Origin of the sequence: Streptococcus mitis (assembly GCF_946190155.1) — a bacterium.
Lineage (GTDB): Bacteria > Bacillota > Bacilli > Lactobacillales > Streptococcaceae > Streptococcus > Streptococcus mitis_CL.
This window is the reverse complement of record NZ_CAMHZL010000009.1, coordinates 34,420-58,455: the sequence shown is the minus strand read 5'-3', so window position 1 is coordinate 58,455 and position 24,036 is coordinate 34,420. Positions and strand designations below refer to the sequence as shown.

The following is a 24,036-nucleotide window of genomic DNA, read 5'->3' as shown; positions in this document are numbered from 1 at the left end:
ATTTCTTTTGAATGAACTTTTTATATACCATTTTATTAGGTTAAATTAATGGAAAATGATTGCAATTTCAGGCGTGTTTTGATATATTCAATATATAAAATATATTATCGAACTTGGTACTTGTTTGTGTATTCAGAAGGAGGTTGTTTTTTAAAATAAAGAAAACGCTTACTTTGTATCGAGAAAAAGAAATGAGGATTTTAATGAACAAAAGACTTTTTGATAAACGTTGTCATTATAGCATTCGTAAATTTGCAATAGGTGCGGCATCTGTAATGATTGGGGCTAGTATATTTGGCATTTCAGCTGTACAAGCTGAGGAGGTGGCTTCATCCAATACTCAAACAGGAGAAACAACTGTTCATCAACCTCAGCCTTTAGATAAGCTTCCTGATGATGTGGCAGCTGCTATCGCAAAGGCTGATGAGAATGGTGGGCGTGAGTTTGTAAAACCCAAAGCTGAGTCGACAGAAGATAAGGTGATTAAGGATACAGAACCTACTAGACCTGCTAATGAGGGTAGTCATGAATTAGCTAGCCCTAAAGTGGAAACTCCAAATAAAGTAGAAGAAGGAAACAAAGCTGAGGACAAACAGAAATCTGAAGAGGCAAATCCAAAGCCTGTTGAATCTGCAGTAACAGCTGGAACAGAAGTAAAAGAGGATTCTAAAAAAACTTCTGAAAAGGACCAAGTGAAATCAGACACAGAGATCAAACCTTCTTCTGAAAAATCGCAAGCACTATCTGGAGAGTCAAACAAAGCTGAAGTTGAAAAGGAAAAACAGCTATTATCGGAGCGAAAACAAGATTTTAATAAAGATTGGTATTTTAAACTAAATGCCCAAGGCGATTTTTCAAAAAAAGATGTGGATGTTCATGATTGGTCTAAATTGAATCTTCCGCATGATTGGAGTATTTATTTTGATTTTGACCATAAGTCTCCTGCTCGAAACGAAGGTGGACAGTTAAATGGTGGAACGGCTTGGTATCGCAAAACGTTCACAGTTAATGAAGCTGATAAGAACAAGGATGTACGTATCAATTTTGACGGTGTTTACATGGATTCTAGGGTCTATGTAAATGGTAAATTTGTAGGACATTATCCAAGTGGCTATAATCATTTTTCTTATGATATCACTAAGTTTTTAAACAAGGATGGTAGTGAAAATTCAATTACTGTTCAAGTGACCAATAAACAACCAAGTAGTCGTTGGTATTCTGGAAGTGGTATTTATCGTGATGTAACCCTTAGTTATCGTGATAAAGTTCATGTTACCGAAAATGGTAATCATATCACTACTCCAAAACTTGCTGAGCAAAAAGAAGGGAATGTTGAAACACAGGTTCAAAGTAAGATTAAGAATACGGATAAGAAGGCTGCTAAAGTCTTTGTGGAACAACAAATTTTCACTAAGGAAGGCAAGGTTGTATCAGAATTAGTTCGCTCTGAAACGAAGAATTTAGCAGAAAATGAAGTTGCAGATTTCAGACAAACAATCCTAGTTAATAAACCAACTCTTTGGACGACAAAAAGTTATCATCCTCAACTGTATGTGCTGAAAACAAAGGTTTATAAAGAAGGTCAACTAGTTGATGTAACAGAAGATACATTTGGTTACCGTTATTTCAATTGGACTGCTAAGGATGGTTTCTCTCTGAATGGTGAACGCATGAAATTCCACGGAGTAAGTATTCACCATGATAATGGAGCTTTGGGTGCAGAAGAAAATTATAAGGCTACCTATCGTAAATTAAAACTCCTGAAAGATATGGGGGTTAACTCTATTCGAACAACCCACAATCCAGCTAGTCCTCAGTTGCTTGATGCTGCAGCTAGTTTAGGTCTTTTGGTGCAAGAGGAAGCTTTTGATACCTGGTATGGTGGTAAGAAAACATACGACTATGGACGGTTCTTTGATCAAGATGCAACACACCCAGAGGCTAAAAAGGGTGAGAAGTGGTCTGATTTTGATCTCAGAACAATGGTAGAACGTGATAAGAACAATCCGTCTATCGTAATGTGGTCTCTTGGAAATGAGGTGGAAGAGGCAAATGGTAGTCCTCGTTCTATCGAGACAGCTAAACGTTTGAAGGCTATTATCAAGGCAATTGATACTGAACGTTATGTCACCATGGGTGAAAATAAATTTAGTCGTGCAGCGACAGGTGATTTCTTGAAACTCGCAGAAATCATGGATGCTGTCGGTATGAACTATGGTGAACGTTTTTATGATGCGGTTCGTAGAGCGCATCCAGACTGGCTCATTTATGGTTCTGAAACCTCTTCTGCTACTAGAACGCGTGATTCTTATTACAATCCTGCTCAAATCCTTGGACACGATAACCGTCCAAATCGTCACTATGAACAATCTGATTATGGTAACGACCGTGTTGGGTGGGGAAGAACAGCTACTGAGTCATGGACTTTTGACCGTGATCGCGCTGGCTATGCCGGACAATTTATCTGGACTGGGTTTGATTATATTGGTGAACCAACTCCATGGCATAACCAAGATAATACACCTGTAAAAAGCTCTTACTTTGGTATCATCGATACGGCTGGTTTACCAAAAAATGATTTCTACCTTTATCGCAGTGAGTGGTATAGTGCTAAAGAAAAGCCAACTGTACGCATTTTACCACATTGGAACTGGACTGAAGAGACACTTAAGGATCGCAAGATGCTAGTCGATGGAAAGGTTCCAGTTCGTACCTTCTCAAATGCTGCAAGTGTCGAATTGTTCTTAAATGGACAGTCGCTTGGTAAAAAGGAATATACGAAGAAAAGGACAGAAGATGGACGTCCTTATCATGAAGGGGCTAAACCAAGTGAATTGTATCTTGAGTGGCTTGTGAAATACCAACCCGGCACACTGACTGCGATTGCTAGAGATGAAAATGGTAACGAAATTGCGCGTGATAGTGTGACAACTGCAGGGGAACCAGCAAGAGTTCGTCTGACTAAAGAAGAGCATGTTATCACTGCAGATGGGAAAGACCTATCCTACATCCATTACGAAATTGTTGATAGCGATGGGAATGTGGTTCCGACAGCGAATAATCTTGTTCATTTCAATCTTCATGGTCAGGGACAGATCGTTGGTGTGGATAATGGAGAACAAGCTAGCCGTGAGCGCTACAAAGCTCAAGCGGATGGAACATGGCAAAGACGTGCTTTCAATGGTAAAGGAGTTGTCATTGTAAAATCAACAGAAAAAGAAGGTAAATTTACTCTTTATGCAGATTCTGCTGGTTTGACATCTGATAGCGCAACGGTCGCAACTGTGTCTGGTAAGAAAGAAAACCGTCACTTTGTAGCCTTTGCTCCTGTTAAAGCAACAACTGACGTGACTACAAATCCTGAATTGCCTCAAACAGTAACAGCTATTTATAGTGACGGTAGTGTTGAGGAAAAGACTGTAACATGGGATGTGCCAGCTGACTTGCTTACAAGTGCAGGTGAGAAAAAAGTATCTGGACGTGTAGAAGGTTTGGAAACCAAAGCTGAGGCACTTGTAAAAGTGATTGCCTTAGATAGATGGTTACCAAAAGTTGCTACAGTACCAGTTGGTACAACTGCAGCAGATTTGGATAAAACAGTCACAGCTGTTCTGACAGATGGTAGTTTGATCGATACAGAGGTTGTCTCATGGACCTTGAAAGATCCTGCTGCTTTGACCAAGGAAGGGGGACGTACGGAAGCTACTGGTAAATTAGTAGATGATGGCCATGAAGTTACGGCAACCTTTATCGCAAGCAGTAAGGAAACAACAAGTAGCATTACAGGACTTACTGTTGGGGATAAAGCTCTTGAGAACTTCGAGTCTGGCAAGACTTATTACCGTGTATCCCTTCCTTACACTGGAACAATTCCAAGTGTTGGGGCTCAGACTACTGGTTATCAAGTAACTGTTCAGCAAGCTTCTGCTGATAATGGTTATCAGGCTTCTGTCTTCTTGAGTGATCAAAAGGGTGACTTAGTTCAAACTTACTTAATTCAGTTTGTGAAGGAAGCTCCTGCCTTGAAACGTTTGGAAGTAGTTGTGGAAGGAAAAGAAACTGCTACTGAAGATCAGGTTTTAACTTATCGTGTCATTGGTAGTTATGAGGATGGTTCTCAAACAGAATTTTCAGCTTCAGATATTCACCTAGAAGCTAAATCATCTGATGGTGGGCATCTTGAGGTGAATGGACAAAACCTCCTTCTTTATAGCAAAGGACGCGTGACATTGACACCACGCATCGATAATCAGACAGAGAGCACGAAATCTATAACTACTGAAGTGGTGATTAAAGAAAATAAAGTCAGCAAGAAGATTGTGAAACTTCATCCTGTATCTATTTCTACAGATATTAATCAGCAACCGAATCTACCTAAAGAAGTTGGGGCAGAATTTGATAAGGGCTTGCCACGCAAAGTATCTGTAACTTGGGACAAGGTAGATAAAAAAGAATTGGGTCGCTATCATAGCTTTACCCTTAAAGGACATGTAGAAGGAACAGACATTGAAGCTCAAGCAACGGTGACAGTTGAAGGCTTACAAGTTGCAGAGGAAGTCAGCCTCACAGTACCTAAGGGTGAGACAGTTCAATTGCCAGCTAATGTTCGTGCTTACCATTCTAACGGAACAACTATCTACAAAGATGTGGTTTGGGAACAGGTTCCAGCCAACTTTAGTCAAACTGAAGGGGTCTATGAAATCAATGGTCGTTTAGTAGGTAGCAATCTTACAACTAAAGCTCATGTTCGAGTGTCTAGTCAAGTTGTTGCTGGAAATAATATCTCTAAACAATGGACAGGGTCACAATTGCCAGCTGCCATTGTATCCAATACAGGAGGAGATGATTCAGCTAATACCTTGAACGACCTAACTGTGTCAAGAACGCCAACAGATGCTAAAAATAGATGGACTACTTGGAGAACAAATACTGATAATGACTGGGCTTCTATCTTGTTTGGTAATTCAGGAGACTTGACGAAACGTTTTGTCAACAATTTATCAGTTGATTTCTATACTGATGGAGCAATTGGTCTTCCAAAAGAATATGTAGTTGAATATTATGTAGGTAAAGAAATTCCAGATTTACCAAGTGATGTCAGCAATGCTCAGCGTGATACTAATCATCCATTTAATAATCCAGCCAACTGGAAAGCAGTTGAAAACTTACATGCTCCAAGTCAGCTATCTGCAACTCAAACAAATCACTTCACATTTGACAAGGTAGAAACCTATGCTGTTCGTATTCGTATGAAGAAGGCTGATGGAACTTCAGGTGTTGGTCTGACAGAGCTAACTGTCCTTGGAAACAAGGTAGTAAGCTCTACAAGTTCAGAGATTTCTATTAAGGTAGATGGCAAGGATCTTGAACACTTTAATCCATCTAAGACCGATTACTATATTCCTCAATCTAGCAAAGAAATCACTGCAACAGCTAGCAATAATGGTTTGGTAACGGTTGTGCCTGCAACTAGTCCAAAAGGTGCAACACGTCTCATCTTAAAAGCAGAAGATGGTACGGTATTGAAAGAATATAGAATCTTCCGTAATGATGAAAAAGATACAAGTCTACCTTTAGCAGCTGAAAATGGTGCAACTACTTTGAAGCTCGGAGATACCCTTCAACTTCCATCAGAAGTCACTGTTTATTATCCAACTTCAAATACTTGGACTACAGATAAACTGGCAGTGAAATGGGATGCTATTCCTGAACATGCGACAGAGCATGAGGGAAGATTCCAAGTAACTGGTCATGTCATTGGTACAAATCTAACCACTACCATGCAAGTAACAGTTGTAGCTAAAGGAAATCAAGTCATCTCAGAAAATCCAAGCAACAATGAAACGGATTCTAAAGCCTTTGCTTCGACAACGAACGATACACAAGCAGCTTCACATGATCGAATTTTCTATATCAATGATGGAAAATACAATGAAGATGGACGTTGGACAAACTGGTCTCGTACTCCAAAAAATGAAGAAACTTCTGTCGGACTACTCTTTAAGAAGAACGGTAACATTACCTCACAAGCTATTGGAAAAGTAGCCATTCAGTTCTTTAAAGATAGTGGAACAGATGCCCCAGAGAAAATGGTTCTAGAAAGATATATTGGCCCTGTCTTTACAGAACCAAGTACGATTTCTCGTTATGAAGAAAATGCTGACCATCCATTCAACAAGGCAGAAAATTGGGCACTAATTCCTTACAAAGCTTCTGGAGAATTAGTAGCTGGGAAACCAATCGAATTTAACTTTGATCCGATTCAAACGACAGCTATTCGTGCTCGAATGACTCGTAAGTCTACTACTAACGGGTTAGCAGTAGTCGAATTTACAGCCTACTCTGCAGGCAAGGGAGCAGAAGTCGAAACACCGTCAGCGACTATTTCAATCGATGGAAAAGCATTGGAAAACTTTGATCCAAATGTGACAGAGTACACCCTAACAACAATGGGAACTAAACCAAAAGTCACTGCGACAACTAGTGGACATGGAGTAGTCACGGTAGTGGATCATGGAAATACAAATCTTCCAACACTTGTTCGTCTTGTTTCCAAAGATGGAAATCTGGTGAAAGAATATCGTTTACACTTTAAGTCTACCTTCCAAACAACACCGACTGAAGGCGTTAAGAACTTAGTAGCAGAAACTCCAAGTTTAGAAATTGAAAAGACTCCACTTCCGTTTAAAGAAGTTATTCGTGAAACCCCTGAACTTGCTCAAGGTCAACGTCGTATAGTTTCTGAAGGACAAGCTGGAGAAAAAGTTGACTATATTCAAGTTTTGGGAACTACTAGAACTCTTGTTCATTCTGAACAAAGAAAGGCTCAGGATCGTATTATTGAGGTAGGAGTAAAACCATCTATTTCAAATAGTAAGGGTGAGGAACCTTCGCCAGTAAACGAAGTTCCAGAATTCAAAGGCGGTGCTAACTTTGTAGAAGCAGCAGTGAACGAAGTTCCAGAATTCAAAGGCGGTGCTAACTTTGTAGAAGCAGCAGTGAACGAAGTTCCAGAATTCAAAGGTGGTGCTAACTTTGTAGAAGCAGCAGTAAATGAAGTTCCAGAATACACAGGAATTCTAGCCACAGTAGGAGATCAAGCAGTACCAAGTGTTGAGAAACCTGAATTTAAGGGTGGCGTTAATGCTGTAATGGCTCTAGAACATAAACTTTCAGAGTACCGTGGTATTCTAGCTACAGTAGGGAATCAACCAGCACCGACAGTAGAAACACCAGAGTTTAAACTAAGTTCGTTAGAAAAAGCTCAGACTCCAGAAGTACCAGTTCAAGTTGCCAAGGAAGACAAGAGATTGCCAGAAACTGGTGAAAAACAGTCAGAAACAGCTATTTTCTTGGCTGGTGTTACCTTGGCCTTATCAGCAGCTTTATTAACTGCAAAACGCAAAGAGGATTAGTCTGTGCGCCTAATACCATTCTATTTGTATAGATTGGTAGAAGATAAAAAATGAATCGATAAATGAGTCGAATAGATGGAGAGGACCAATTAGGCCTCTCCGTCTTTACTAGTGAAAATGGAATCGTTTACTTTCGTGTTGGGACGAAAGGAGAGTAGAGGGGCTTTGTCCCCTCTTTTTCTATATGAACGAAGAGATTTATATTTAAGATGCAAGGTGGATAGACTTTATAGTATAATGAATAGAGAGGAAAAAACAATGAAAGTGATTGAGCAAGCATTATTAGAAAAAGTCATTATTGAACGTTCTCGTACAAGTCATAAAGGAGACTATGGCCGTCTGCTCTTGCTTGGTGGGACTTATCCCTATGGTGGTGCTATCGTCATGGCTGCTTTAGCAGCTGTAAAAAGCGGTGCAGGATTGGTGACTGTTGGAACGGATAGGGAAAATATCCCAGCTTTGCACAGTCATTTACCTGAGGCTATGGCCTTTTCTCTTCAAGACCAGCAACTGTTAAAAGAGCAGTTGGAGAGGGCAGAAGTGGTCTTAGTGGGACCTGGTTTACGAGACGATGCTTTTGGAGAAAATCTAGTAAAACAGGTTTTTGCTAGATTAAGACAGAATCAGATTTTGATTGTAGACGGAGGGGCCTTAACCATCCTTGCTAGAACTAGATTATCATTTCCTTCGTGTCAGCTTATCTTAACTCCCCACCAAAAAGAATGGGAAAAACTGTCTGGAATTACTATTGAAAAGCAAAAGGAAGCTACAACGGCTTGTACCCTAACTTCCTTCCCTCAAGGAACAATTTTGGTAGAGAAAGGTCCAGCTACTCGTATTTGGCAAGCTGGCCAATCTGATTATTACCAGTTACAGGTTGGCGGTCCCTATCAGGCGACTGGGGGAATGGGAGATACTCTTGCTGGAATGATTGCAGGATTTGCAGGCCAATTCCGACAGGCCAGTCTCTATGAACGTGTGATAGTAGCGACCCATCTTCATTCAGCAATTGCTCAAGAACTAGCTCAAGAACACTATGTGGTCTTGCCGACGGAAATCAGCAGTCATCTTCCCAAAATAATAAAAAAAATATCTCAAAAAGGCACCTGATCGTTTCAGGCGCCTTTATATCTTTTAGAAAAATCCTTTAATCTTTCCAACGAGGCCATCTAGACCTTCAGAACCAGAAATCAACTGCTGAGCTTGAGAGAAGTATTCTCCAAGCTGTTCTTGATTTTCTGCAACAAATGTTTTTGCAGCTTCGAAATCTTTTGTTTCGATTAGCTCTTTTACTTGATTAAACAAATCTAATGGGTTCATCTTATGTCTCCTTTTCTGTATAATACTATTCAAACATTTTATAAAAAATTTTTCAAGCAAAGAGATTTTTCTATCGAAGTTGAGGGGTGTCAAACAGGGCTTTTTTTGATATAATTTTTAATGATGAATTCGAGAACTAATCGGTATGTGGTTGTTGATTTAGAGGCCACTAGCACCGGAAGCAAGGCAAAAATTATTCAAGTGGGTATTGTGGTGATTGAAAATGGCGAAATCGTCGATCAGTTTGGGACTGACATCAATCCTCATGAGCCCTTGGATTCTCATATAAAAGAATTAACAGGTTTGACTGATCAACGGTTGGCAGTTGCTCCAGAGTTTTCACAGGTAGCTGGAAGGATTTTTGAACTGGTTAAGGATGGTGTTTTTGTCGCGCACAATGTTCAGTTTGATGCAAATCTTCTAGCAGAGTACCTATTCTTTGAAGGTTATGAATTGAGAACTCCACGAGTGGATACCGTTGAGTTAGCACAGGTTTTGTACCCTCAGTTTGAAAAGTACAATCTCGGCATTCTCTGTCAAGAGTTAGGGATTAAGTTAGACCACGCCCACACCGCTCTCTCTGATGCACAAGCAACAGCAGAGCTTTTGCTTTTTATGCGTCAAAAACTTTTTCAGTTACCAAAAGGACTTTTAGAAACCTTGTTAAATCTTGCGGATAACCTCCTTTATGAAACTTATTTAGTGATTGAAGAAGTATATCAGCGACAGTCCCTCCTTTCTTCTCACGATTTGATGGAGTTCCATGGACTCTTTCTAAGAAAGAAAAGTCAGTCTTTAAAACCACGTAAGCTATCTAAGGATTTTACTAAAAATATTTCCTTATTAGACTTGGATGAACGTCCTCAGCAAGTTGAATTTGCAGAAAAAGTTGAGCAGTTATTAAAGGAACAGAAAACCGCGTTTATTCAAGCCCAAACGGGACTTGGAAAGACTTATGGTTACCTACTGCCAGCTTTGAGCATGAAAAGTGAAGGTGGCATCCTTGTTAGTGTTCCTACCAAAATCCTTCAAAATCAAATTATGCAAGAAGAAGGAAGGCGATTAAAAGATACTTTTCATATTGATATTCATAGTCTTAAGGGACCCCAGAATTATTTGAAGCTCGATAATTTCTATAAGATACTCCATAGGCCAGAGTCCAACCGCCTATTCACACGCTTTAAAATGCAAGTCTTGATTTGGTTAACAGAGACAGAAACAGGTGACTTAGATGAAATCGGGCAGCTGTATCGTTATCAACACTTTCTAGCTGAACTTGTACATGATGGAAAACTTTCAAAAAAAAGTTTATTTATTTCTGAGGACTTCTGGCAACGCAGTCAAGATAGGTCTAAATCGAGTCGCCTTTTGTTAACCAATCACGCTTATCTGGTAACACGTTTAGAGGACGATCCAGAGTTTGTCAACAATCGCTTGGTAATCATAGATGAAGCTCAAAAAATGCTGATTGCCCTTGAAAACCTCGCCCAAGAGTCTTATCTCCTCGAGGTTTTAGTAACACAAGTTCAAAAGTCCTTGGAAACAGAAAAAAATCTTATTCAGAGACGGTTGCTTGAGAGTATCGGGTTTGAATGTCGCTATTTGATAGATCAGTTTTACTCAGGGCTTAAGAATGACAAGTGGTTGGATTCTCTTGAAAACTTACGCCAGCATTTTTCTGAGTTAAATCTTCCCGAGTATAGAGATATGACGCGCTTTTTTACATCAGACCGTGAATTTTGGCTGGCAACAGCTGAGAAGTCTAGTAAGGATGTCTTAATCTGCTCAAGTAAAAAAGGCCGCTTTCTACTAGCAGATTTATTGCCAGAAGATTGCAGAGTGCTTGGCGTATCTGCCACTCTTGAAATCAGTAATAGAGTTTCTTTAGCGGATTTATTAGGATTTACGGAAGCTCCACTTATTACAGTTGAATCTTTACAACAGAAGCAACAAGAAATTTTATTAGTAAATGATTTTCCGTTAGTGACTGAACATTCTCCTTTAGATTATGCAGAAGAGGTTACATCAGTTATCCATTCCTTACAAGCCTTTCAAGAGCCGTTACTTGTTTTATTTACGTCTAAAGAATTACTGTTAGCAGTGTCAGATTTACTAGACCATCCTCATTTAGCCCAATATAAAAATGGGGAGCCCAGTCAGTTGAAGAAACGTTTTGAAAAAGGAGAGCGACAAATCTTACTTGGAACAGGAAGTTTCTGGGAGGGAGTGGATTTTTCTACCCATCCTTGCGTTATTCAAGTAATTCCTCGTTTGCCTTTTCAAAATCCCCAAGAACCTTTGACACGAAAATTAAATCATGAGTTGCGTCAGGAAGGGAAGAATCCTTTCTATGATTATCAGCTGCCAATGGCCATTATTCGTCTCAAACAGGCTTTGGGTAGAACAATTAGAAAAGAGGAACAAGCTTCCATTGCTGTGATATTGGATAGTCGAATTGTTCATAAACGATATGGTAAACAGATTAGACAAGCTTTAGCGAAGGAAAGAACTATCAGAGAGGTGAATAGAAACCAGATTACCTCTGCTGTCATTGATTTCCTCCAAAACAACAAAAATGAAAAATCTAAGAAAGAGAAAAGGTGAATATATGAAACGTTCTCTCGACTCTAGAGTCGATTATAGTTTGCTCCTGCCAGTATTTTTCCTACTAGTTATCGGTGTGGTGGCTATTTATATAGCTGTTAGTCATGATTATCCAAATAATATTTTGCCAATTTTAGGGCAACAGGTTGCCTGGATTGCCTTGGGGCTTGTGATTGGTTTTGTGGTCATGCTTTTCAATACAGAATTTCTTTGGAAGGTGACACCCTTTCTATATATTTTAGGCTTGGGACTTATGGTCTTACCTATCGTCTTTTATAATCCAAGTTTAGTTGCATCAACGGGTGCCAAAAACTGGGTATCGGTAAATGGTGTTACCTTGTTCCAGCCGTCAGAATTTATGAAGATATCCTATATCCTCATGTTGGCTCGTGTGATTGTCCAGTTTACCAAAAAACATAAGGAGTGGAGACGCACAGTTCCGCTGGACTTTTTGTTGATTTTTTGGATGATTGTCTTTACCATTCCAGTCCTAGTTCTTTTGGCACTTCAAAGTGACTTAGGGACGGCTTTGGTTTTTGTAGCCATTTTCTCAGGAATCGTTTTATTATCGGGGGTTTCTTGGAAAATTATTATCCCAGTATTTGTGACTGCTGTAACTGGAATTGCTGGTTTCTTAGCTATTTTTATCAGCAAGGACGGTCGGGCTTTTCTCCATCAACTGGGAATGCCGACCTACCAAATCAACCGTATTTTGGCTTGGCTCAATCCATTTGACTTTGCTCAAACAACGACCTATCAGCAGGCTCAAGGACAGATTGCCATTGGAAGCGGTGGCTTGTTTGGGCAGGGTTTTAATGCTTCTAATCTGCTTATTCCAGTTCGAGAGTCGGATATGATTTTCACGGTTATCGCAGAAGATTTTGGCTTTATTGGCTCTGTCCTTGTTATCGCCCTTTATCTTATGCTGATTTATCGTATGTTGAAGATTACTCTTAAATCAAATAATCAGTTCTACACCTATATTTCCACAGGTTTGATTATGATGTTACTCTTCCATATCTTTGAGAATATCGGTGCCGTGACAGGTTTGCTTCCTTTGACGGGTATTCCCTTGCCTTTCATTTCTCAAGGGGGATCGGCTATTATCAGTAATCTGATTGGTGTGGGCTTACTTTTATCGATGAGTTACCAGACCAATCTAGCTGAAGAAAAGAGCGGAAAAGTTCCATTCAAACGGAAAAAGGTTGTATTAAAACAAATCAAATAAGGAGAAAATCATGGTAAAAGTAGCAGTTATGTTGGCTCAGGGCTTTGAAGAAATTGAAGCTTTGACAGTTGTGGATGTTTTGCGTCGGGCAAATATCACTTGTGATATGGTTGGGTTTGAAGAGCAAGTGATGGGTTCGCATGCAATCCAAGTAAGAGCAGATCGTGTCTTTGATGGTGATTTATCAGACTATGATATGGTTGTTCTTCCTGGAGGGATGCCTGGTTCTGCACATTTGCGGGACAATCAGGCCTTGATTCAAGAATTGCAAAATTTCGAGCAAGAAGGGAAGAAACTGGCGGCCATTTGTGCAGCTCCAATTGCCCTCAATCAAGCAGGAGTATTGAAAAACAAGAAGTTTACTTGCTACGATGGCGTTCAAGAGCAAATCCTTGATGGTCAATATGTCAAGGAAACAGTAGTGGTAGATGGTCATTTGACAACCAGTCGAGGTCCCTCAACAGCCCTTGCCTTTGCCTACGAGCTGGTAGAGCAATTAGGAGGAGATGCAGAGAGTTTACGAACAGGAATGCTCTATCGAGATGTCTTTGGTAAAAATCAATAAAACGGAACCATAATCTCTATAGTTTGATAAATACTAAAATATTAATCACTCTCTATAGAGTTATATTTTTTGAGAAGATGATTCGTCATCTTCTTTTTTTATTTAAGTGTTTTTACTTGCGTAAAAAAATGTTTTCTAGTATAATAGTTTATTGTGAGCGAACCTCACTTACCCCTTGTAAAGTCTTGGGGTCATTAGACCAAAAGGAGGAACATATCAATGGCTAAATACGAAATTCTTTATATTATTCGTCCAAACATTGAAGAAGAAGCTAAAAACGCTTTGGTAGCACGTTTTGACTCTATTTTGACTGACAACGGTGCAACTGTTGTTGAATCAAAATCTTGGGAAAAACGCCGTCTTGCATACGAAATCAAAGATTTCCGTGAAGGACTTTACCACATCGTTAACGTTGAAGCAAACGACGATGTAGCTCTTAAAGAGTTTGACCGTCTTTCAAAAATCAACGCTGACATTCTTCGTCACATGATCGTCAAAACTGACGCGTAAGAAGGTAAACTATGATTAACAATGTTGTACTTGTAGGGCGTATGACACGTGATGCTGAGTTGCGTTATACCCCATCAAATGTAGCAGTTGCGACTTTTACTCTTGCAGTAAACCGTACATTTAAGAGTCAAAATGGCGAACGTGAGACTGATTTTATCAATGTCGTTATGTGGCGCCAACAGGCTGAAAACCTTGCTAACTGGGCTAAAAAAGGCTCACTTATCGGGGTGACAGGTCGTATCCAGACTCGTAGTTACGATAACCAGCAAGGACAACGTGTCTACGTGACAGAGGTCGTGGCTGAGAATTTCCAAATGTTGGAAAGCCGTAGTGTGCGTGAGGGTCACACAGGTGGAGCTTATTCTGCACCAACTGCAAACTATTCAGCGTCTACAAATTCAGTACCAGACTTTTCACGTGATGAAAATCCATTTGGAGCAACAAATCCATTGGATATTTCAGATGATGATTTACCATTCTAATGGACAACTAAAATTATAAAGGAGAAAAAACATGGCTCAACAACGTCGTGGCGGATTCAAACGCCGTAAAAAAGTTGATTACATCGCAGCAAACAAAATTGAATATGTTGATTACAAAGATACTGAGCTTCTTAGCCGTTTCGTTTCAGAACGTGGGAAAATCCTTCCTCGTCGTGTAACAGGAACTTCAGCTAAAAACCAACGTAAAGTAACAACAGCTATCAAACGCGCTCGCGTAATGGCTTTGATGCCTTTCGTAAACGAAGATTAAAAAAGAGGTCCGCCCGGACCTCTTTTTCAGACCCCAACGGGTCTTTTTTTCACGAGCCTTGAAATGAGAGAGCGAGTTTGGGTCCGGGCGGACCTCTTTTTCACGATCCTTGAAATGAGAATGCGAGTTGGGTCCGAGTGGACCTCTTTTTCATGAGCTCGGAAAAAAGAAAGCGAATTAAGACCCGGTTGGGTCTTTTTTTCACTAGTCTTAAAATGAGAGAGAGTTTGGGTCCAGTGGACTTCTTTTTCATGAGCTTGAAAATAAGAAAGCGAATTAAAGCCCGGTTGGTTTTTTTTACGAGATAGTTTTTTTCTGACCTTGGCGTGCTATAATGGTAATAGAAAGAGTAAAGGTGGGTAAGTCAAAGATGAATTGTACGATTAGAAATATGATTAAGTCTGATATTGAATCCTTGTCTCATGGATTTATGAATCAAGGTTGGCCTGGTAGAGAGGAAATTTTGGCTAGATATTTTCTGGAACAGGAAAGTGGGGAGAGAGAAGTTTTAGTTGCAGAGATTGATGGTGCTGTAGCGGGCTACGTGACCATTTTGCCCTCTGCTAAACATGGTCCTTTTGCAGAAGTCTATCCAGAATTATCAGATTTTAATGTGTTTGAGCCTTTTCGAAATCAAGGGATTGGGAATCAACTGCTAGAAGAAGCAGAAAAACGAGTCAAGGTTGTTTCGAGTAAGGTCACTCTTGGTGTAGGTTTGCACTTAGGCTATGGCCCTGCCCAGAGATTGTATATCAAACGAGGCTATATTCCAGATGGAACAGGTGTCTGGTATAGAAATAAACCGCTAGAAATGGGTGCAAGTTGTCAAAATGATGATGATTTAGTTTTATACTTATCCAAGGACTTACAATAAAACGGGAAACTTTTTGAAAATAGGGGATTTAGCTACTTTATGGTATAATGGAAAGAGTTAGATTGAAAGAGGTAGTGAGATGGATGCCAAATTAAGATACAAGGCAAAGAAAATCAAGATTGTCTTTTTTGATATTGATGATACATTGAGAAATTCCAAGACAGGTTTTATTCCAGCTTCAATCCCAACTGTTTTTAAGCAATTACGTGAGAAAGGAATCTTGACAGGTATTGCTTCTGGACGAGGGATTTTTGGTGTTGTGCCAGAGATTCGTGAACTCAATCCTGACTTTTTTGTAACCTTAAATGGGGCCTACATCGAAGATAAAAAAGGTCAGGTTATTTACCAACATCAGATCGAGAAGTCAGATGTTGAGGAGTATATCTCTTGGGCCAAGCAAGAGGGAATTGAGTATGGCTTGGTTGGGAGTCATGATGCCAAGTTGTCGACTCGCACCGATATGATTAGTGAAGCGATCAATCCAATTTACCCTGATTTGGATGTAGATCCTAATTTCCATGAAAAAGAAGATATCTATCAGATGTGGACTTTTGAAGATAAAGGTGATGACTTGCACTTGCCTGACAGTCTCTCTGCTAAACTTCGCATGGTTCGTTGGCATCAACATTCGTCTGATATCGTGCCGATTTCAGGCTCCAAAGCGACAGGTGTGGAAAAGGTTGTGGAACACCTTGGCTTGAAACCAGAGAATGTCATGGTCTTTGGAGATGGCCTCAACGACTTGGAACTCTTTGATTATGCTGGAATCAGCGTTGCCATGGGAATTTCTCATGATAACATCAAAGAAAAAGCAGATTATATTACAAAAACATTAGAAGAAGATGGCATTTTTGATGCCTTAGAAGGATTTGGTATGGTAGAAAAAGAATTGAATTTCCCACAAGTAGACATTGAAACAGTAGAAGGTCCTATCGCGACTATTAAGACCAATCACGGAAACTTGCGTATCAAGCTCTTCCCTGAACATGCTCCTAAAACAGTGGCTAACTTTGTTGCACTTTCAAAAGATGGCTACTATGATGGTGTCATTTTCCACCGTATTATCAAGGACTTTATGATCCAAGGCGGAGACCCAACTGGAACTGGTATGGGTGGCGAGTCCATCTATGGCGAATCATTTGAGGATGAGTTCTCAGAAGAACTTTACAATATCCGTGGTGCCCTTTCCATGGCTAATGCTGGGCCAAATACCAACGGCAGCCAGTTCTTTATTGTGCAAAATCAACACCTGCCGTATTCTAAAAAAGAGATTGCTCGTGGTGGTTGGCCAGAACCGATTGCGGAAATCTATGCAGAGCAAGGAGGAACTCCTCACCTAGACCGTCGTCATACTGTATTTGGTCAGCTAGCTGATGAAGCTTCTTACGCTGTCTTGGATGCCATTGCTGCTGTTGAGACAGGTGCTATGGACAAGCCAGTTGAAGATGTCGTGATTGAAACTATTGAAATCGAGGACTAAGATGAAAATCGGTGATAAGCTAAAGGGGCGGATTACAGGGATTCAGCCCTACGGTGCCTTTGTTGAGCTAGAGACGGGTGATACGGGGCTGATTCACATTTCGGAGATTCGGACAGGCTTTATTGAAAATATCCAAGAAGCCTTGAAAGTCGATGAAGAGGTTCTGGTTCAGGTGGTGGATTTAGATGAATTTACAGGGAAAGCCAGTCTTTCTATCCGCACTTTGGAGGAAGAAAAGCACCAGTTTCCGAGACGGAGACGCTTTTCAAGCGACCGTTTTAACTACGGCTTTGCGCCTCTCAAACGAATGATGCCAATTTGGACCAAGGAAGCCCTTCAACATTTGAAGAATCAGAAGCACTAGTTAGAAATCTCTATCTTTTGTAATGTTAATATAAATTTGCTATAATAAGACCATGGAAGAAGAACAATTATTAAAATCAGGGGAGCGCATTAACCAGCTCTTTTCGACAGATATCAAAATCATTCAAAATAGAGAGGTTTTTAGCTATTCGGTGGATAGTGTTCTCTTGTCACGTTTTCCACGTTTTCCTAAGAAGGGCTTAATTGTGGATTTTTGTGCTGGGAATGGAGCAGTGGGGCTATTTGCTAGCACTCGTACTCAGGCACAGATTTTGGCTGTTGAGATTCAGGAACGTTTGGCGGATATGGCTGAACGATCTGTCCGTTTGAATGGTTTGGAAGGGCAGATGGAGGTCATCTGTGATGATTTGAAAAATATGCCTACTTACATCCAGGGAAGTAAGGTGGATATGATTTTGTGTAATCCACCCTATTTCAAGGTGGATCCTCATTCCAACTTGAACGAGAGTGAACATTATCTCTTGGCGCGACATGAAATCACGACCAATTTGCAGGAAATCTGTCGTAGTGCCCAGAGTATTCTTAAATCTAATGGGCGCTTGGCTATGGTTCATCGTCCTGATCGACTTCTGGATATTTTGGATACGTTACAACGGCATAATCTAGCCCCTAAGCGCCTGCAGTTTGTTTATCCAAAAAGAGAAAAGGAAGCCAATATGCTTTTGATTGAGGCTATCAAGGATGGCTCGACAAGCGGCTTTAAGGTCTTACCACCTCTCATTGTTCACAATGATGATGGCTCTTATACGCCTGAACTTGAAGAGATTTATTATGGATCATAAGGCTTATATGTACGTGCTGGAGTGTCGTGATGGATCTTACTATACAGGCTATACGACTGATGTGAGAAGACGCCTCGCTGTCCACAACAGTGGGAAGGGAGCCAAATATACACGAGCACGCTTGCCAGTCAAACTTATCTATGCTCAAGGTTTTGGCAGTAAGGAAGAAGCCATGTCAGCGGAAGCTCTTCTCAAGCGTAAGAAGAGAGCACAGAAGGAGCAATTTTTATCTGAAAATCAAGATAGAAATTTACTCAGTTATTTTGAAGAATCGTGAGGAGCCCTTTGACTCCTCTTACTTTTGTCAAAAAGCGAAAAAAATGCTACAATAAAGAGAATAAACAAAATGAGGTATTATCATGTCTAAGATTCTAGTATTTGGTCACCAAAATCCAGACTCAGATGCCATCGGGTCATCTGTAGCCTTTGCCTACCTTGCAAAAGAAGCTTATGGTTTGGATACGGAAGCTGTTGCCCTTGGAACTCCAAATGAAGAAACAGCCTTTGTCTTGAACTATTTTGGTGTGGAAGCACCGCGTGTTATTACTTCTGCTAAAGCAGAAGGAGCAGAGCAAGTTATCCTGACTGACCACAATGAATTCCAACAATCTGTATCAGATATCGCTGAAGTAGAAGTTTATGGTGTTGTGGATCACCACCGTGTGGCTAACTTTGAAACTGCAAGCCCACTATACATGCGTTTGGAGCCAGTTGGTTCAGCGTCTTCAATCGTTTACCGTATGTTCAAAGAACATGGTGTAGCTGTGCCTAAAGAGATTGCTGGTTTGATGCTTTCAGGTTTGATTTCAGATACCCTTCTTTTGAAATCACCAACAACACACCCAACAGATAAAGTTATTGCTCCTGAATTGGCTGAATTAGCTGGTGTGAACTTGGAAGAATATGGTTTGGCTATGTTGAAAGCTGGTACAAACTTAGCAAGCAAATCTGCTGACGAATTGATTGACATCGATGCTAAAACTTTTGAATTGAATGGAAACAATGTCCGTGTTGCTCAAGTAAACACAGTGGACATCGCTGAAGTTTTAGAACGTCAAGCAGAAATTGAAGCTGCAATGCAAGCTGCCAACGCAACAAATGGTTATTCTGACTTTGTATTGATGATTACAGATATCGTCAACTCAAACTCAGAAATCCTAGCACTTGGTGCTAACATGGACAAGGTTGAAGCGGCTTTCAACTTCAAACTTGAAAACAATCATGCCTTCCTTGCTGGTGCCGTTTCACGTAAGAAACAAGTGGTACCTCAATTGACTGAAAGCTTTAATGCTTAAGATTTTGAGTGTTAATTCAAATTAGGAAAGGCTAGTTTGACTTATATCGAAAGGAGTTTCGGCTCCTTTTTTTCTAGGAGTGAAGCATGTTAGAAAATGGCGATTTGATTTTTGTGAGAGATGAGTCAGATATGGGGCAGGCCATCCAGACTTCCACAGGCGACTATAACCATGTTGCGATTTATTTGGATGGGATGATTTACCACGCTAGTGGACAGGCTGGTGTTGTCTGTCAAGAACCGGCAGACTTCTTTGAGTCCAATCATTTGTACGATCTCTATGTTTACCCAGAAATGGATATCCAATCTGTGAAGGAAAGAGCTTGTAGACATCTGGGAGCTTCTTATAATGCTTCTTTCTATCCAGATGGAACTGGTTTCTACTGTTCCCAGTATATGGTAGAAATTCTCCCCATTTTTGAAACTATTCCTATGAAATTTGGAGATGGGAAGCAGGACATTAGTGATTTTTGGAGAGAGTATTATAGAGAACTAGGTCTGCCTGTTCCTTTGAACCAAGCTGGGACTAATCCTAGTCAGTTAGCAGCATCGCCTCTGTTAGAATGTAAAGAAAGGAATCTTCATGATTCAGATTTTTAATCCATCTCGTTTGACGAGACAGCCGTTTTTTGGAGAATTGATTCGCTATCTGGACCAGCGTGAGGATGTGATTTTACGGGAAATCAAGGCCCAATTTCCAGATATAGCAGTTGATAAACTCATGGAAGAGTATATAAAGGCTGGCTTGATTCGTCGGGAAAATAAGCGCTATTACCTCAATCTCCCTATGCTTGAGTCACTCGATAATCTAGAACTGGATCAAGAGATTTTTGTCAGCGAAGATAGTCTGATCTATCAAGCCTTGTTGGAGCAGACTTTTGAGACGGAATTGCGCAATCAAACCAATGCAGCTATTTTAGTTGAACAGACGGACTTTGCGAGATCAAAAATGACTCTGTCCAATTATTTCTACAAGGTCAAACATCAGTATCCTTTGACAGAAAAACAGCAGGAACTCTATGCCATTTTAGGAGATGTAAATCCTGAGTATGCTCTTAAATACATGACAACTTTTTTGCTAAAATTTCTCAAAAAAGATCAATTGATCCAGAGACGCCGTGATATTTTTGTGGACAGTTTAGTTTTCTTAGGATATATTGTCCAAAATGAAGATGGAAAGTATGAGTTGACTGTCAGATTTGATAAGGAAAGATTAACTTTTTACTTGGGCTGATTTCTTGTCTCTGAGCACATTGTTTGACTTTCCTTAGCATTCCGTATAAACTATATGTAACCGGTAACACATATCGGAATAAAATTAAAGGAGACAATTATATGTCACTTGAAAACAAATTGGAACAAGCAACAGGCGCTATCAAAGAAGGATTTGGTAAAGTTACTGGGGATAGCAAGACTGAAGCAGAAGGCGCTGTAGACAAGACAGTTGCTAAGGCAAAAGAAGTAGTTGAAGATGCTAAAGGTGCTGTAGAAGGTGCCGTTGAGGGTTTGAAAAACGCTTTTAAATAAAAATAGAAAAAATCAAGGGTTTCATTTCCCTTGATTTTTTACTATCTTATAAATAATTTTCTGCGACGGCTGCATCTCCTGGATAGGCTTCTTTCTTGCCTTGAACGATTTGGTAGCAATCGGCTCCCTTACCAGCGATAATGACAGCATCTAATTCCTGATTTGTGATAGCCATGGCTGCCCTGATGGCTTCTTGGCGATCCGCAATTTTTTCAACAGGATGATTGATGTAGCTACTAATTTCATCCGCAATGGCCATTGGGTCTTCATAGTTAGGGTCATCAGCAGTCAGAAAAACTTGAATCTCAGGGTGTTGATTAAGGAGGAGGCCAAAGTCCTTACGACGGCTTTCTCCCTTGTTTCCTGTCGAACCGAGAACCAGAGCAATCTTTCCAGTTTGATGAGTTTCAACAACATTGATTAGTTTTTTGAGACTGTCACCATTGTGGGCGTAGTCTATAAAGACCTTGGCACCATTTTTCTGAGTCAGGACTTCCATACGACCAGGAACACGGGTTGCAGAGATTCCTTTTTTGATGTCCTCAAGACTAGCTCCGAGACGGAGACAGGCAAGTCCAGCAGCAACTGCATTTTCTTGGTTGAAGTGTCCAATTAGTTGGATATCATAATCTCCAGCGAGTTTACCCGTAGCTGAAAAACTAAATGCTTTGGAATTTTCGATTTGGTTATCAGACTGACTACCATAGAAATCATGGTCTTGGTCTGCCACTTGTTCCTTTAAGACAGAAAAATGGTCCATGTCACTGTTAATGATGACTGCTCGGCTATTTTTCATTAAGAGACGTTTGTTGTAGAAGTAGTCTTCGAAGCTAGGGTGTTCAATCGGTCCGATATGGTCTGGGCTGATATTGAGGAAAACTCCCACATCAAAGGTGAGGCCATAGACACGTTTGACCAGATAGGCCTGACTGGATACTTCCATGATGAGGTGAGTACGGTCATTTTGCACAGCTTGATTCATCATGTCAAAGAGGTCAATGCTCTCAGGGGTTGTCAATGCAGACTTAAAGAAAGTCTTGCCATCTAGAGTTGTGTTCATAGTCGAGAGCATAGCCGGTCGATGCCCTTGAGATAAGATATTATAAGCGAAATAGGCTGCTGTTGTCTTACCCTTGGTTCCAGTAAAGGCAAGGAGTTTAAGTTTTTCCTGTGGATTGCCATAAAACTCCATAGCTACCAAACTCATGGCTTTCTTGATATCACTGACGATAATGGCAGGAATACCAACTTCATAGTCTTCTTCAGCCACATACCAACCGAGGCCATGAGAGATGGCTGACATCAGAAATTCCTTCTTAAAGGCAGCGCCCTTGACGAAAAAGAGGCTCTTCTCTTTGGCTTTACGGCTGTCATAGCAGATGGTATCAAATACGACATGGCTGTAGTTGTAGTGATAGTGTCCTTGGTCGATAATCTCACGGAAGAGACCATCTTTCTTTAAAATATCTAATACGGTTTCAATCTTAATCATACTTTCTATTGTAAACCGAAAGTCGTAAATTTACAAGTGACAAGGAAAAGTTTATAATGGAAGATGAGGAATTTTTCCTAGTGATTAAAATTAAATGAGGAATCTATGTCTAACGAAAACAATCACCAGCAGGCCCAGATGTTACGGGGGACTGCTTGGCTAACGGCTAGTAACTTTATCAGTCGTCTACTCGGTGCCATTTATATCATCCCTTGGTATATCTGGATGGGGTCTTATGCGGCTACAGCAAATGGTCTCTTTACCATGGGCTACAATATCTATGCCTGGTTCTTGCTGATTTCAACAGCGGGTATTCCAGTTGCGGTGGCCAAGCAAGTTGCCAAGTATAATACCATGCGAGAAGAAGAGCATAGCTTTGCCCTGATTCGGAGCTTTTTGGGCTTTATGACTGGACTAGGTCTTGTTTTTGCTTTAGTCTTGTATGTCTTTGCTCCTTGGCTAGCAGACTTATCTGGCGTGGGCAAAGACTTGATCCCAATCATGCAGAGCTTGGCTTGGGCGGTCTTGATTTTCCCATCTATGAGTGTTATCCGAGGTTTCTTCCAAGGAATGAATAACCTGAAACCCTATGCTATGAGCCAAATCGCTGAGCAGGTCATTCGTGTTATCTGGATGCTCTTAGCAACCTTTATGATTATGAAGATTGGTTCAGGAGATTATCTAGCAGCGGTTACCCAATCCACCTTTGCTGCCTTTGTCGGCATGGTAGCTAGTTTTGCAGTTTTGATCTATTTCCTTGCCAAAGAAGGATTACTTAAAAGAGTCCTTGAAACAGGAGACAAGATAAACAGCAAGCGTCTTTTGGTCGATACCATTAAGGAAGCCATTCCTTTTATCCTGACAGGGTCTGCCATCCAGCTTTTCCAAATCTTGGACCAAAATACCTTTATCAATAGCATGAAGTGGTTTACCAACTATAGTAATGAAGACTTAATTGTCATGTTTTCTTATTTCTCTGCCAATCCTAATAAAATCACTATGATTTTGATTTCTGTTGGGGTTTCGATTGGGAGTGTCGGCTTGCCACTTTTGACTGAAAACTATATCAAGGGGGACTTGAAGGCGGCTTCTCGTCTAGTTCAGGACAGCATTACCATGCTTTTCCTATTCTTGCTACCAGCAACGGTTGGAGTGGTCATGGTAGGAGAACCTCTCTATACTGTCTTCTATGGCAAGCCAGATAGTTTGGCCATGGGCTTATTTGTCTTTGCAGTTTTGCAGTCTACTATTTTAGGCTTGTATATGGTCTTGTCTCCAATGCTTCAAGCTATGTTCCGAAATCGCAAGGCAGTTCTCTATTTTATCTATGGTTCCATTGCCAAGCTGGTCTTGCAACTTCCAACCATCGCTCTCTTCCACAGTTATGGACCTTTGATTTCAACAACCATCGGACTCATTATTCCTAATGTTTTGATGTATCGGGATATTTGTAAGGTAACTGGTGTTAAGCGCAAGGTGATTTTGAAGCGAACCATTTTAATCAGTTTGTTAACTCTTTTCATGTTTCTTGTAGTAGGAACAATGCAGTGGATTTTAGGATTTGTTTTCCAACCAAGTGGACGTTTGTGGAGTTTCCTATACGTAGCTCTTGTCGGTGCCATGGGGGGAGGAGTTTACGGATTCTTGAGTCTTCGTACCCGTCTATTGGATAAGGTGATTGGACAAGCCCAAGCTAATCGCTTACGAGCAAAATTAAGAATTTCTCAATAATTTTTTATAAATAAAAGGGATAATTTGAACATTTCTATCATGGAATGCTTAAATTATTCTCTTTTTTATTATTTTGT

Annotated in this window: 20 protein-coding genes; 18 read left to right on the top strand and 2 right to left on the bottom strand. The window is 40.4% G+C overall.

Going from position 1 to position 24,036, the window contains the following annotated elements; genetic code table 11:
• Positions 1-203: 203 nt before the first annotated feature.
• Positions 204-7,415, top strand: a complete 7,212-nt coding sequence (locus N8O80_RS07930; RefSeq protein WP_261027715.1) for an SIALI-17 repeat-containing surface protein — start codon at positions 204-206, stop codon at positions 7,413-7,415.
• Positions 7,416-7,673: 258 nt separating this feature from the next.
• Positions 7,674-8,525, top strand: coding sequence for an NAD(P)H-hydrate dehydratase (locus tag N8O80_RS07925; RefSeq protein ID WP_261027713.1), 852 nt, complete (start codon positions 7,674-7,676; stop codon positions 8,523-8,525).
• Between the two features lie 24 nt (positions 8,526-8,549).
• Here N8O80_RS07925 and N8O80_RS07920 read toward each other — a convergent pair whose 3' ends face one another.
• On the bottom strand, positions 8,550-8,735 hold the full coding sequence (locus tag N8O80_RS07920) for a hypothetical protein (protein ID WP_001068558.1): 186 nt from the start codon (positions 8,733-8,735) through the stop codon (positions 8,550-8,552).
• 123 nt (positions 8,736-8,858) lie between these two features.
• Here N8O80_RS07920 and N8O80_RS07915 point away from each other — a divergent pair, with 123 nt between their 5' ends.
• The 15 genes from N8O80_RS07915 to N8O80_RS07845 all read left to right on the top strand — a co-directional run bounded on the left by N8O80_RS07915 (position 8,859) and on the right by N8O80_RS07845 (position 20,736).
• Positions 8,859-11,339 (top strand): bifunctional DnaQ family exonuclease/ATP-dependent helicase, encoded by a 2,481-nt coding sequence (locus N8O80_RS07915; RefSeq protein WP_261027730.1) that lies wholly within the window; start codon positions 8,859-8,861, stop codon positions 11,337-11,339.
• Positions 11,340-11,343: 4 nt separating this feature from the next.
• Complete coding sequence (locus N8O80_RS07910; protein WP_061590331.1) at positions 11,344-12,567, top strand: FtsW/RodA/SpoVE family cell cycle protein; 1,224 nt, start codon at positions 11,344-11,346, stop codon at positions 12,565-12,567.
• A 10-nt stretch (positions 12,568-12,577) separates the two neighbouring features.
• Positions 12,578-13,132 carry a DJ-1 family glyoxalase III gene (locus N8O80_RS07905; RefSeq protein WP_094753662.1) on the top strand — a complete coding sequence of 185 codons (555 nt, stop codon included), beginning with the start codon at positions 12,578-12,580 and terminating at the stop codon, positions 13,130-13,132.
• 219 nt (positions 13,133-13,351) lie between these two features.
• Positions 13,352-13,642: a 30S ribosomal protein S6 gene (rpsF, locus tag N8O80_RS07900; RefSeq protein ID WP_001151780.1), complete on the top strand. Its 291-nt coding sequence runs from the start codon at positions 13,352-13,354 to the stop codon at positions 13,640-13,642.
• Positions 13,643-13,653: 11 nt separating this feature from the next.
• Positions 13,654-14,124, top strand: coding sequence for a single-stranded DNA-binding protein SsbA (ssbA, locus tag N8O80_RS07895; RefSeq protein WP_261027711.1), 471 nt, complete (start codon positions 13,654-13,656; stop codon positions 14,122-14,124).
• 31 nt (positions 14,125-14,155) lie between these two features.
• Entirely contained in the window at positions 14,156-14,395 is a 240-nt protein-coding gene (rpsR, locus tag N8O80_RS07890; protein WP_000068664.1) for a 30S ribosomal protein S18, read from the top strand.
• A gap of 370 nt (positions 14,396-14,765) precedes the next feature.
• The gene (locus N8O80_RS07885; protein ID WP_261027709.1) at positions 14,766-15,269 is read left to right on the top strand and encodes a GNAT family N-acetyltransferase; all 504 of its coding nucleotides are present in this window, start codon (positions 14,766-14,768) and stop codon (positions 15,267-15,269) included.
• A gap of 79 nt (positions 15,270-15,348) precedes the next feature.
• Positions 15,349-16,749 (top strand): bifunctional Cof-type HAD-IIB family hydrolase/peptidylprolyl isomerase, encoded by a 1,401-nt coding sequence (locus tag N8O80_RS07880; RefSeq protein ID WP_261027708.1) that lies wholly within the window; start codon positions 15,349-15,351, stop codon positions 16,747-16,749.
• A 1-nt stretch (position 16,750) separates the two neighbouring features.
• Positions 16,751-17,113 (top strand): S1 RNA-binding domain-containing protein, encoded by a 363-nt coding sequence (locus tag N8O80_RS07875; RefSeq protein ID WP_020902234.1) that lies wholly within the window; start codon positions 16,751-16,753, stop codon positions 17,111-17,113.
• A 52-nt stretch (positions 17,114-17,165) separates the two neighbouring features.
• Positions 17,166-17,915 carry a tRNA1(Val) (adenine(37)-N6)-methyltransferase gene (locus N8O80_RS07870; protein WP_261027707.1) on the top strand — a complete coding sequence of 250 codons (750 nt, stop codon included), beginning with the start codon at positions 17,166-17,168 and terminating at the stop codon, positions 17,913-17,915.
• Positions 17,905-18,192: a GIY-YIG nuclease family protein gene (locus tag N8O80_RS07865; protein ID WP_261027705.1), complete on the top strand. Its 288-nt coding sequence runs from the start codon at positions 17,905-17,907 to the stop codon at positions 18,190-18,192. Before N8O80_RS07870 ends, N8O80_RS07865 begins: the two co-directional genes overlap by 11 nt.
• A gap of 82 nt (positions 18,193-18,274) precedes the next feature.
• Positions 18,275-19,210 (top strand): manganese-dependent inorganic pyrophosphatase, encoded by a 936-nt coding sequence (locus N8O80_RS07860; RefSeq protein WP_261027703.1) that lies wholly within the window; start codon positions 18,275-18,277, stop codon positions 19,208-19,210.
• 86 nt (positions 19,211-19,296) lie between these two features.
• Positions 19,297-19,809: a YiiX/YebB-like N1pC/P60 family cysteine hydrolase gene (locus N8O80_RS07855; RefSeq protein ID WP_261027702.1), complete on the top strand. Its 513-nt coding sequence runs from the start codon at positions 19,297-19,299 to the stop codon at positions 19,807-19,809.
• Positions 19,793-20,443: a DUF1803 domain-containing protein gene (locus tag N8O80_RS07850; protein WP_020902232.1), complete on the top strand. Its 651-nt coding sequence runs from the start codon at positions 19,793-19,795 to the stop codon at positions 20,441-20,443. Before N8O80_RS07855 ends, N8O80_RS07850 begins: the two co-directional genes overlap by 17 nt.
• A gap of 101 nt (positions 20,444-20,544) precedes the next feature.
• Positions 20,545-20,736 carry a CsbD family protein gene (locus tag N8O80_RS07845; RefSeq protein WP_020902231.1) on the top strand — a complete coding sequence of 64 codons (192 nt, stop codon included), beginning with the start codon at positions 20,545-20,547 and terminating at the stop codon, positions 20,734-20,736.
• Positions 20,737-20,782: 46 nt separating this feature from the next.
• Here the strand turns inward: N8O80_RS07845 and N8O80_RS07840 are convergent, their stop codons facing one another.
• Positions 20,783-22,228, bottom strand: a complete 1,446-nt coding sequence (locus tag N8O80_RS07840) for a UDP-N-acetylmuramoyl-L-alanyl-D-glutamate--L-lysine ligase (RefSeq protein WP_261027701.1) — start codon at positions 22,226-22,228, stop codon at positions 20,783-20,785.
• Between the two features lie 105 nt (positions 22,229-22,333).
• Here N8O80_RS07840 and N8O80_RS07835 point away from each other — a divergent pair, with 105 nt between their 5' ends.
• Positions 22,334-23,959: a putative polysaccharide biosynthesis protein gene (locus N8O80_RS07835; protein WP_261027700.1), complete on the top strand. Its 1,626-nt coding sequence runs from the start codon at positions 22,334-22,336 to the stop codon at positions 23,957-23,959.
• Positions 23,960-24,036 lie beyond the last annotated feature (77 nt).

Excerpts from the sequence above, each read along its gene's own strand:
- N8O80_RS07915 (WP_261027730.1), top strand. The coding sequence starts at position 8,859 with ATGAATTCGAGAACTAATCGGTATGTGGTTGTTGATTTAGAGGCCACT.
- N8O80_RS07930 (WP_261027715.1), top strand. The coding sequence starts at position 204 with ATGAACAAAAGACTTTTTGATAAACGTTGTCATTATAGCATTCGTAAA.
- N8O80_RS07875 (WP_020902234.1), top strand. The coding sequence starts at position 16,751 with ATGAAAATCGGTGATAAGCTAAAGGGGCGGATTACAGGGATTCAGCCC.
- N8O80_RS07885 (WP_261027709.1), top strand. The coding sequence starts at position 14,766 with ATGAATTGTACGATTAGAAATATGATTAAGTCTGATATTGAATCCTTG.
- N8O80_RS07860 (WP_261027703.1), top strand. The coding sequence starts at position 18,275 with ATGTCTAAGATTCTAGTATTTGGTCACCAAAATCCAGACTCAGATGCC.
- N8O80_RS07910 (WP_061590331.1), top strand. The coding sequence starts at position 11,344 with ATGAAACGTTCTCTCGACTCTAGAGTCGATTATAGTTTGCTCCTGCCA.
- ssbA (WP_261027711.1), top strand. The coding sequence starts at position 13,654 with ATGATTAACAATGTTGTACTTGTAGGGCGTATGACACGTGATGCTGAG.
- N8O80_RS07920 (WP_001068558.1), bottom strand. The coding sequence starts at position 8,735 with ATGAACCCATTAGATTTGTTTAATCAAGTAAAAGAGCTAATCGAAACA.
- N8O80_RS07880 (WP_261027708.1), top strand. The coding sequence starts at position 15,349 with ATGGATGCCAAATTAAGATACAAGGCAAAGAAAATCAAGATTGTCTTT.
- rpsF (WP_001151780.1), top strand. The coding sequence starts at position 13,352 with ATGGCTAAATACGAAATTCTTTATATTATTCGTCCAAACATTGAAGAA.
- N8O80_RS07840 (WP_261027701.1), bottom strand. The coding sequence starts at position 22,228 with ATGATTAAGATTGAAACCGTATTAGATATTTTAAAGAAAGATGGTCTC.
- N8O80_RS07835 (WP_261027700.1), top strand. The coding sequence starts at position 22,334 with ATGTCTAACGAAAACAATCACCAGCAGGCCCAGATGTTACGGGGGACT.
- N8O80_RS07870 (WP_261027707.1), top strand. The coding sequence starts at position 17,166 with ATGGAAGAAGAACAATTATTAAAATCAGGGGAGCGCATTAACCAGCTC.
- N8O80_RS07905 (WP_094753662.1), top strand. The coding sequence starts at position 12,578 with ATGGTAAAAGTAGCAGTTATGTTGGCTCAGGGCTTTGAAGAAATTGAA.
- rpsR (WP_000068664.1), top strand. The coding sequence starts at position 14,156 with ATGGCTCAACAACGTCGTGGCGGATTCAAACGCCGTAAAAAAGTTGAT.
- N8O80_RS07865 (WP_261027705.1), top strand. The coding sequence starts at position 17,905 with ATGGATCATAAGGCTTATATGTACGTGCTGGAGTGTCGTGATGGATCT.
- N8O80_RS07925 (WP_261027713.1), top strand. The coding sequence starts at position 7,674 with ATGAAAGTGATTGAGCAAGCATTATTAGAAAAAGTCATTATTGAACGT.
- N8O80_RS07845 (WP_020902231.1), top strand. The coding sequence starts at position 20,545 with ATGTCACTTGAAAACAAATTGGAACAAGCAACAGGCGCTATCAAAGAA.
- N8O80_RS07850 (WP_020902232.1), top strand. The coding sequence starts at position 19,793 with ATGATTCAGATTTTTAATCCATCTCGTTTGACGAGACAGCCGTTTTTT.
- N8O80_RS07855 (WP_261027702.1), top strand. The coding sequence starts at position 19,297 with ATGTTAGAAAATGGCGATTTGATTTTTGTGAGAGATGAGTCAGATATG.